Origin of the sequence: Elstera sp. (genome assembly GCF_044372965.1) — a bacterium.
GTDB lineage: Bacteria > Pseudomonadota > Alphaproteobacteria > Elsterales > Elsteraceae > Elstera.
Window position 1 is genome coordinate 1 of the sequence record NZ_JBILQX010000152.1, and the last position, 8750, is coordinate 8750.

Annotated in this window: 7 protein-coding genes and 1 pseudogene; 3 read left to right on the forward strand and 5 right to left on the reverse strand. The window is 62.6% G+C overall.

Going from position 1 to position 8750, the window contains the following annotated elements; genetic code table 11:
* The 5 genes and pseudogenes from ACIQ36_RS15630 to kdpF all read right to left on the reverse strand — a co-directional run.
* Positions 1-346: pseudogene (locus ACIQ36_RS15630) on the reverse strand (two-component sensor histidine kinase); the annotation flags it as partial.
* Positions 347-356: 10 nt separating this feature from the next.
* Entirely contained in the window at positions 357-959 is a 603-nt protein-coding gene (kdpC, locus tag ACIQ36_RS15635) for a potassium-transporting ATPase subunit KdpC (protein WP_395830986.1), read from the reverse strand.
* A 9-nt stretch (positions 960-968) separates the two neighbouring features.
* On the reverse strand, positions 969-2999 hold the full coding sequence (gene kdpB, locus ACIQ36_RS15640) for a potassium-transporting ATPase subunit KdpB (protein WP_395830988.1): 2031 nt from the start codon (positions 2997-2999) through the stop codon (positions 969-971).
* Between the two features lie 12 nt (positions 3000-3011).
* Positions 3012-4715, reverse strand: a complete 1704-nt coding sequence (kdpA, locus tag ACIQ36_RS15645; RefSeq protein ID WP_395830990.1) for a potassium-transporting ATPase subunit KdpA — start codon at positions 4713-4715, stop codon at positions 3012-3014.
* Between the two features lie 11 nt (positions 4716-4726).
* A complete protein-coding gene (kdpF, locus tag ACIQ36_RS15650) occupies positions 4727-4825 on the reverse strand; it encodes a K(+)-transporting ATPase subunit F (protein WP_395830992.1) in 99 nt (32 codons plus the stop codon).
* A gap of 288 nt (positions 4826-5113) precedes the next feature.
* On the opposite strand from kdpF, the gene ACIQ36_RS15655 reads away from it, so the two are divergent.
* The 3 genes from ACIQ36_RS15655 to rbbA all read left to right on the forward strand — a co-directional run.
* Positions 5114-5404, forward strand: a complete 291-nt coding sequence (locus tag ACIQ36_RS15655) for a hypothetical protein (protein WP_395830994.1) — start codon at positions 5114-5116, stop codon at positions 5402-5404.
* A 53-nt stretch (positions 5405-5457) separates the two neighbouring features.
* Entirely contained in the window at positions 5458-6459 is a 1002-nt protein-coding gene (locus ACIQ36_RS15660; RefSeq protein WP_395830996.1) for an HlyD family secretion protein, read from the forward strand.
* Positions 6460-6469: 10 nt separating this feature from the next.
* A partial coding sequence (gene rbbA / locus ACIQ36_RS15665; RefSeq protein ID WP_395830998.1) for a ribosome-associated ATPase/putative transporter RbbA occupies positions 6470-8750 on the forward strand: 2281 nt, incomplete at its 3' end.

The following is an 8750-nucleotide window of genomic DNA, read 5'->3' on the forward strand; positions in this document are numbered from 1 at the left end:
ATTCGTCAACCAGCACCAGCGCCGGTTTGCGGGCGAGAATGGCGTCGAGATCCATTTCCGGCAGGGCGCGGCCCTTATAGTCGCTCGCGCGCTTGGGCAGGATTTCGAGCCCGGCCAGCATACGCTGCGTTTCCGCCCGCCCGTGGGTTTCAACCACGCCGACGACGACATCCACCCCCTCGCGCCGCCGCTGCCGGGCGATGCGCAGCATCTCATAGGTTTTGCCGACCCCTGGCGCGGCCCCAAGGAAGATACGCAACCGCCCCCGCCCTTCTTTTTGGGCGAGGGCCAGCAGCGCCTCGGGGTCGGGGCGCTGCTCTGTGGTTGAAAGATCGGAATCGCTCATGCCGGCCAGATTACGGGCTTTTGCGCTTCGTCGCCATGTCGTCCAGCGCCAGATTAAGCGCCAGAACATTCACGCGCGGCTCGCCGATAAGCCCCATCAGGCGGGTTTCGACCGACCGTTCCACCAGTTCGCGCACCACGGCCACCGGCAGATCGCGGGCTTTGGCGACCCTCTCGATTTGCAACCGCGCCGCCTCCGGCGACACATGCGGATCAAGCCCGCTGGCCGAGGTGGTGACGAGATCGACCGGCACCAGCTTGGTCGTTTCCAGCGCGGCAATATCGCCCGCCACCCGCTCGATCAACGCCTTCGAGGTCGGCCCCAGGTTGGAGCCCGACGAGGACGCCGCGTTATAGGGCAGCGCAACGCTGTTGCCGTCAGCATCCGTCCCGGAGGTCGCCGAGGGGCGCGGGTGGAAGTAGCGCGGATCGGTGAAATTCTGCCCGATCAGACTGGAGCCGACGATTGCGCCGTTGCGCTCGATTAAGGAGCCATTGGCCTCACGCGGGAAAACCAGTTGGGCAATCCCCGTGATTGCGGCGGGATACGCGATGCCCAGCAGCGCGGTCATCCCGATAAGCAGCACAAGGGCCGGGCGAAACAGTTGGATCATGATGATTTCCTAAGCCAAACCGAAGGCAGTAACGGCGAGATCGATGATCTTGATGCCGATGAACGGCACGATCAGCCCGCCGAAGCCATAGACGAAGAGATTGCGCCGCAGCAGAGCCGCCGCCCCTTGCGGCCGGTAGCGCACGCCGCGCAGGGCGAGCGGAATCAGCCCGATGATGATGAGCGCATTGAAGATTACCGCCGACAGAATGGCGCTGCTGGGCGTTGCCAGTCCCATCACGTTCAGGGCCTGAAGCTGCGGATAAATCCCCACGAACATGGCCGGGATAATGGCGAAATATTTGGCCACGTCGTTGGCGATGGAGAAGGTGGTGAGCGCGCCGCGCGTCATCAGCAATTGCTTACCAATGCCGACGATTTCGATGAGCTTCGTTGGGTCGCTGTCGAGGTCGATCATATTGCCCGCCTCGCGCGCCGCCACCGTGCCGGTGTTCATGGCGACGCCGACATCGGCTTGGGCGAGGGCGGGGGCGTCATTGGTGCCGTCGCCGCACATGGCGACCAGCTTGCCCTTGGCCTGTTCGTCACGGATCAGCTTTAGCTTGGCTTCCGGGGTTGCTTGGGCCAAGAAATCATCCACGCCCGCTTCGGCGGCAATCGCGGCGGCGGTCAGCGGATTATCGCCCGTAATCATCACCGTGCGAATGCCCATGCGCCGCAGTTCGCTGAACCTTTCGCGGATGCCGCCCTTCACCACGTCCTTTAGGTGAACGACGCCGAGAAGCTTACCACTTTCGGCCACCACCAGCGGCGTGCCGCCGGATTTCGCCACGCTTTCGACGATAGCCGTCAGCCGGTCCGACCCCGTACCAGCCGCCCAGGCCAGCACGGCGTCGGTTGCGCCTTTGCGGATCTGGCGCTTGCCAAGATCGATCCCGCTCATCCGCGTGGTGGCGGAGAAGGGAATGAAACTTGCCCCCCGTTCGGCCATATCGAGGGCGCGCAGGCCATAGGCTTCTTTTGCCAGCACAACGATGGAACGGCCTTCCGGCGTTTCGTCCGACAATGACGCCAGCATCGCGGCTTCCGCCAGAATTTTGGCATCGACGCCCGGCAACGGCAGAAATTCGGCAGCGACGCGGTTGCCCAGCGTGATCGTGCCGGTTTTATCGAGTAGCAGCGTATCCACATCCCCCGCCGCCTCTACCGCGCGGCCCGAGGTTGCGAGCACGTTGAAGCGAACCAGCCGATCCATCCCGGCAATGCCGATGGCAGAGAGAAGCGCGCCGATGGTTGTGGGGATGAGGGTCACGAACAGGGCAATCAGCACCACGACCGAGATGCTTCCGGCGCTATAGGCGAGAAAGCCGGGAATGGTTGCCACCGCTAGCAAGAAGATGATCGACAGACCCGCGAGCAGGATCGACAGCGCGATTTCGTTCGGCGTCTTCTGCCGCTGCGCGCCTTCCACCAGCGCAATCATCCGGTCAAGGAACGTGTTCCCCCGCGCCGAAGTGATGCGGACGGTGAGGACATCCGACAGAACCCGCGTGCCGCCCGTTACCGCCGAGCGGTCGCCGCCGCTTTCGCGGATAACCGGCGCGCTTTCCCCCGTAATGGCGCTTTCATCGACCGAGGCGACCCCGTCGATCACTTCGCCATCAGAGGGGATGATTTCCAGCGCTTCGACGATCACCAGATCGCCGGGCTTCAAATCGAGCGCCGATACGGTTTCGGTGCCGCCATTGGCAAGCTTGCGCCGCGCAGTGGTTTCGGTTCGGGTTTTGCGCAGGCTATCGGCTTGCGCCTTACCCCGGCCTTCCGCCACGGCTTCGGCGAAGGTGCCGAAGAGAACCGTAAACCACAACCAGGCCGCGATTTGCACCGTAAAGTCGGTTCCGCCCGCGCCGGTGGCAAGATCGCGCACCAGCAGAACACTCGTCAGCAGCGCGACCAAGGCCACGACGAAGAGGATGGGATTGCGGCTGAGCGCGCGCGGATTGAGTTTCGTGAAAGCTTGCCCCGCCGCCGGGATGAGAATCGCCGGGTCGGTCAGGGAAACGAGAGGTCGTTTGCTCATGGGATTCGCGCCTTAAAACAGCGTGCCGGCGGTCATTGCCAAATGTTCGGCAATCGGACCCAAGGCCAGCGACGGGAAATAAGTCAGACCGCCGACGATCAGGATCACCCCGACCAAGAGGCCGACGAACAGGGCCGTATCGGTGGGGAACGAGCCGGAGGAGGCCGGTTGCGGGGATTTGCGCGCGAGCGACCCCGCCACCGCCATCACCGGTACAATCATGGCGAAACGCCCCAGCAGCATGGCAATCCCCATCACCCCATCATGAAACGGGGTATTGGCATTGAAGCCGCCGAAGGCCGAGCCATTGTTCGCCGTCGCCGAGGTATAGGCGTAGAGCGCTTCGGAGAACCCGTGCGGGCCGCTATCTTGCAAACTCGCCAGCGCCGAGGGGATGAAACCGACCAAAGCCGTGAAGCCAAGGATCGCCAGCGGCAGCACCAGCAGCGACAGCATCGCCATGGTGACTTCCGGCGCTTCGATTTTCTTGCCGAGATATTCGGGCGTCCGCCCAACCATTAGCCCGGCGATGAAGACCGTTAGCAGGGCAAAGACGAGCATCCCATACAGCCCCGCACCAACGCCACCGACGATGATTTCGCCAAGCTGCATGTTAATCATCGGGATCATGCCCGCGAGCGGCAGGAAACTATCGTGCATCGCAATCACCGCGCCGCACGAAGCCGCCGTGGTGATGACGGCGAACAGCGACGAAGCGGCAATACCGAAGCGCACTTCCTTACCTTCCATATTCCCGCCGATCAGGCCGAGTTGATGGAAGAAGGGATTGCCCGAAGCTTCAACGCCGTAAACTACGGTAACGCCCGCGATGAACAGCACGCCCATCGCGCCGAAGATCGCCCAACCCTGCTTTTCGTTGCCAACCATACGCCCGAAGGTATTGGTGAGGCCCGCACCGAGCAGGAAGATCAGCAGCATCTGAATGAAATTCGAAAGCGCCGTCGGGTTTTCGAACGGATGCGCGGAATTGGCGTTGAAAAAGCCGCCGCCGTTGGTGCCGAGCATCTTGATCGCCAATTGCGAGGCGACCGGGCCGAGGCTGAGCGTCTGTTTCGCCCCTTCCAGCGTTACCGCCTCCGCGCTCGCCGCAAAGGTCTGCGGGACACCCTGCCAAACGAAGAAGAGGGCGGCGATAAAGGAAATCGGCAGCAGCACATAGAGGGTGACGCGCGTTAAATCGACCCAGAAATTGCCCAAATCGCGCGCCGATTTGCTGGCAAAGCCGCGCACGAGCGCAATCGCAAGGCAAATCCCCGTCGCCGCCGACAGGAAATTCTGCACCGTCAACCCGGCCATCTGGCTAAAGTGGCTTAGGGTGGTCTCCCCACCATAAGATTGCCAGTTGGTATTGGTGACGAAACTAAGCGCCGTATTGAAGGCAAGGTCCGGCCCCACCGCCGCAAAGCCTTGCGGGTTCAGCGGCAGCCCATCTTGCAGGCGCAAAATACCGTAGAGCAGCAAAGCGCCCGCGCCGTTCAACACCAGCATCGCGGCGGTATAGGCGACCCAGCCTTGGCCCTGTTTCGGGTTCACCCCGGCCACCGCATAAAAACCGCGCTCTAGTGGGCCGATGATGGGCGACAGCAGCAGTTTTTGTCCGGTGAAAACGCGGGTAAGATAGCCGCCGACCGGTCGCACCAGCATAAGAAGAATAAGACAAAACAGCGCGATTTGCGCCCAACCGTTCAAACTCATGACCGGCCTCGCTAAAAACGTTCAGGGCGCAGCAGCGCCAGCAGCAAATAGGCGAGCACACAGGCCGAAACCGCGCCGCCCAGAATCAAATCAAGAGACGCCGCACTCATCGGTCGATCTCCGTGGCGCAGACCAGCGCATAGCCGACCAACGCCGAAAATCCGGCGGCCAAGGCCGCCAGAAACACAACATCCAGCATGATTTCTCCTTCTACGGGGTTTCCCGTTAGGGGCATCTGACGCCAAACCCGCGTGAAGGTTCGAGACGAAGCCGGGCCTGCGCGCATAAAGATTCCATAAAGACCGCCCCGCGCGGCGGGCACGTTGCGGCGCAATGGCACGTTGACGTATCCGTCAATGCGGGCGTTACATGGGCTTATCGTTTTCAGGAGACGCACCATGGCCCTGCCCGCGCTCGTTCAGTTCATGATCCGCAATGCCGCAATTGGGGCGAGCCTTGGGGTCGCCGTTGGCCTCGGGCTGATGTTCGGCGATGCTTGGGGGTTGGCGACGCTCGCGGGCCAAACGGAAAGCCCTCTCGTCGCCTGGATTATGCTGCCCTGGGGCCTCGCCGTCACCTTCGGTGGCGTTCAAGTCGGGATAGCGATTATGGTGGCTGAGGATGATTCGCCCGGCGGTGGTAAACGCCAGCGCATTCCGCTCGCATCACACGCAGCGCGGCGAGTATGATGGCACGATGGGATTCGCTCAGGAGCGGCGAATCTGAAGGATAGATTGACAGAATGCGCGCTTTAAAAATTCTAGCTCTTCTCATTCTTGTCGCAGCCGTGGGCGGCGGAGGCTATTGGGCCTATCGGACCTATTATAAGCCGAAGGCGGCGCTCCCCCCCGGCATTATCGGCAGTAATGGCCGCATCGAGGCGAATGAAACCGACCTGAGCGCCAAGTTTGCCGGGCGCTTGGTAGAGGTGCTGGTTCAAGAAGGCGATATGGTGAAAACGGGCGATGTGGTCGCTCGGATCGATACCGCCGATCTAGAGGCCGCTTTACGCGCCGCCGAAGCCAATGTGCGCCAAGCCGAAAAGGCCGAAGCCGAGGCTAATGCGCAAATCACCTTACGCAAAAGCGAACTCACTCTCGCCGATCAAGAGTTGGATCGGGCCGTGGCCCTGATCGCCAAAGGCAATGTGACCCAACAGCGCGTCGATCAAAACCGCAATCAGCGCCGCACTGCGGCGGCGGCTTTGGAGGCCGCGCGCAGCCGGGTCGATGCGAGCCGCGAAGCCATCAGCGCCGCCCGCGCCGAGGCCGACCGGTTGCGCGCGCAGGTTGGCGACGGCGTGCTGAAATCCCCCGTTTCGGGCCGGGTGCTCTACCGGTTGGCCGAACCCGGCGAAGTGCTGGCGGGTGGCGGCAAAGTGCTAACCCTGCTCGATCTCTCCAGCGTCTATATGACGCTGTTCCTGCCCACCACCGAGGCGGGGATTCTGGCAATGGGGGCAGAGGGGCGGATTGTGCTGGATGCGCTCCCCAATCGCGCCATTCCCGCCAATGTCTCCTTCATCTCCGCCCGGGCGCAGTTCACGCCCCGCCAGGTGGAAACGAAAAGCGAGCGCGACCGGATGATGTACCGCATCAAAATCCGCGTGCCGGAAGCCCTGGTGCAGCAATATCTTGAGTATGTGAAAACCGGCCTCACCGGCATGGGCTATGTGAAGCTCGACCCGAAAGCTGCTTGGCCGGAGTGGCTTCAGTCGGACTTGACGAAGCCTGCCGGGTCGTGATCCGCTCGCTATGAGCACCGCCGTTCAGCTTGAGGGCGTTTCGCACAGCTACGGCAAAACGCTGGGGCTGGAAACTGTGTCGCTGGTCCTGCCCGAAGCCCAAACGCTCGGGCTGATCGGGCCGGACGGGGTTGGCAAATCCACCCTGCTCGCCCTCATCGCCGGGGCAAAAAAAGTGCAAATCGGCAGCGTCACCGTGCTCGGGGCCGATATGCGCGCAAGCCGCGCCCGCACCGAGGTTCAGCCGCGCATCGCCTATATGCCGCAAGGCTTGGGCAAGAATCTCTACCCCGATATCACCGTAAGCGAGCATCTGGAGTTCTTCGGCAAGCTCTTTGGCCTGAGTTCCGCCCAACGCGCCGAACGGGCGGTGGCCTTGCTCGCCGGAACCGGCCTGACCGCCTTTGCCGACCGGCCGATGGGAAAACTTTCAGGCGGCATGAAGCAAAAGCTGGGGCTGTGCTGTGCCCTTATCCACGATCCCGATTTGCTCATTCTCGACGAGCCGACCACGGGGGTCGATCCGCTCTCCCGCCGCCAATTCTGGGAGTTGGTCACGCGCCTGCGCGAAAACCGTCCGCAGATGAGCGTCATCGTCGCTACCTCCTATATGGATGAAGCCGAACAGTTCGATCAGGTCGCGGCCATGCACGGCGGCCGCTTGCTCGCCTGCGCCGCGCCCGCCGCCCTGAAAGCCCAAACCGGCTGCACCAGCCTCGAAGACGCCTTCATCGCCCTACTGCCCGAGGAGGCCAAACGCGGCCATATCCGGCCCGTAAAGCCGCCCGCCCCCGACGCGAACGGCCATCCGCCCGTGATCGAAGCGCGCGGGTTGACGCGCAGTTTCGGCGATTTCACCGCCGTCGATCATGTGGATTTCGCCATTCAGCGCGGCGAGATTTTCGGTTTTCTCGGCTCCAACGGCTGCGGCAAAAGCACCACCATGAAGATGCTGACGGGCCTGCTGCCCAGCACCTCCGGCGAGGCCTTTATGCTGGGGAAACCCATCGACCCCACCGATCTCGATGCGCGGCGACGGGTTGGCTATATGTCCCAGGCGTTTTCGCTCTATGGCGAACTCACCGTGCGGCAGAACCTGCGCCTGCACTCCAAAATCTTCCGCCTGCCCGCCGAGGCCGCCACAAAGCGCGAGGCCGACCTAACCGCCCGCTTCGGCCTTGCCCCCTATCTCGACGATCTCTCCGCCGATCTGCCGTTGGGCGTGCGCCAGCGTCTCTCCCTCGCCGTTGCCATTCTGCACGAACCGGAAGTGTTGATTCTCGACGAGCCAACCTCCGGCGTCGATCCGGTTGCCCGCGACGGCTTTTGGCAGGAACTCTTCACCTTATCGCGCGAGCAGGGGGTGACGATCTTCGTCTCGACCCATTTTATGAACGAGGCCGCGCGCTGCGACCGGATCGCCTTTATGCACGCGGGCCGCGTGCTCGCTATCGGCACGCCGGACGCGCTTGAAAAAGAAAGCGGTACATTCAGTCTCGATGAAGCCTTTATTCGGGCGATGGAAAAAGCGCTCGGCCCACAAACCGTAACCGAGACGCGTTTCCCCGACCCCCTGCCGCCCCAGGGCCGCCCGCCGCGCTTTTCACCGAAACGGCTGGGCGCATACGCCTGGCGCGAGGCGTTGGAAATTCTGCGCGACCGGGTGCGCCTGACCGTCGCCCTCTTCGGCACCGCCTTTCTGATGGTGGTGTTCGGCTACGGGATTTCGCTGGATGTGGAAAAGGTGCCGTTTTCGGTGCTCGACCAGGATCAATCGCCGGAAAGCCGCGCCTATATCGAACAGTTTCAGGGCTCCCCCTACTTCCGCGAGCGCCCGCCGCTGGCCAGCCCAGCCGCGCAAATGGTTGAGTTGAAGGGCGCGCGCAGCGCCGCCACGCTCACGCTTCCCCCCGATTTTGGGGCCCATCTGCGCCGGGGCCAGCCGACCGAAGTGAGTATTCTCATCGACGGGGCCATGCCGTTCCGCGCCGAAACCGTGGAAGGCTATGTGACCGGGCTGCACCAGCAGTTCCTGACGACAATGGCCAAGGAAAACGGCCTGACGCTGCCCGCAACGCCGATCCAGATCGAAACGCGCTTTCACTACAATCAGGCCTTTCGCAGCCTTGATGCGATGGTTCCGGCGACAATCGCCCTGCTGCTGGTGATGATCCCGGCAATTCTGATGGCGCTCGCCGTGGTGCGGGAGAAGGAAATGGGCACGATTGCCAATTTCTACGTTACCCCCACCAGCCGTTTCGAGTTTCTGATCGGCAAGCAACTGCCCTATG

Coding starts and splice junctions, on each gene's coding strand:
- kdpA (WP_395830990.1), bottom strand. CDS start 4,715: ATGAGTTTGAACGGTTGGGCGCAAATCGCGCTGTTTTGTCTTATTCTT.
- kdpB (WP_395830988.1), bottom strand. CDS start 2,999: ATGAGCAAACGACCTCTCGTTTCCCTGACCGACCCGGCGATTCTCATC.
- kdpC (WP_395830986.1), bottom strand. CDS start 959: ATGATCCAACTGTTTCGCCCGGCCCTTGTGCTGCTTATCGGGATGACC.
- ACIQ36_RS15655 (WP_395830994.1), top strand. CDS start 5,114: ATGGCCCTGCCCGCGCTCGTTCAGTTCATGATCCGCAATGCCGCAATT.
- ACIQ36_RS15660 (WP_395830996.1), top strand. CDS start 5,458: ATGCGCGCTTTAAAAATTCTAGCTCTTCTCATTCTTGTCGCAGCCGTG.
- kdpF (WP_395830992.1), bottom strand. CDS start 4,825: ATGAGTGCGGCGTCTCTTGATTTGATTCTGGGCGGCGCGGTTTCGGCC.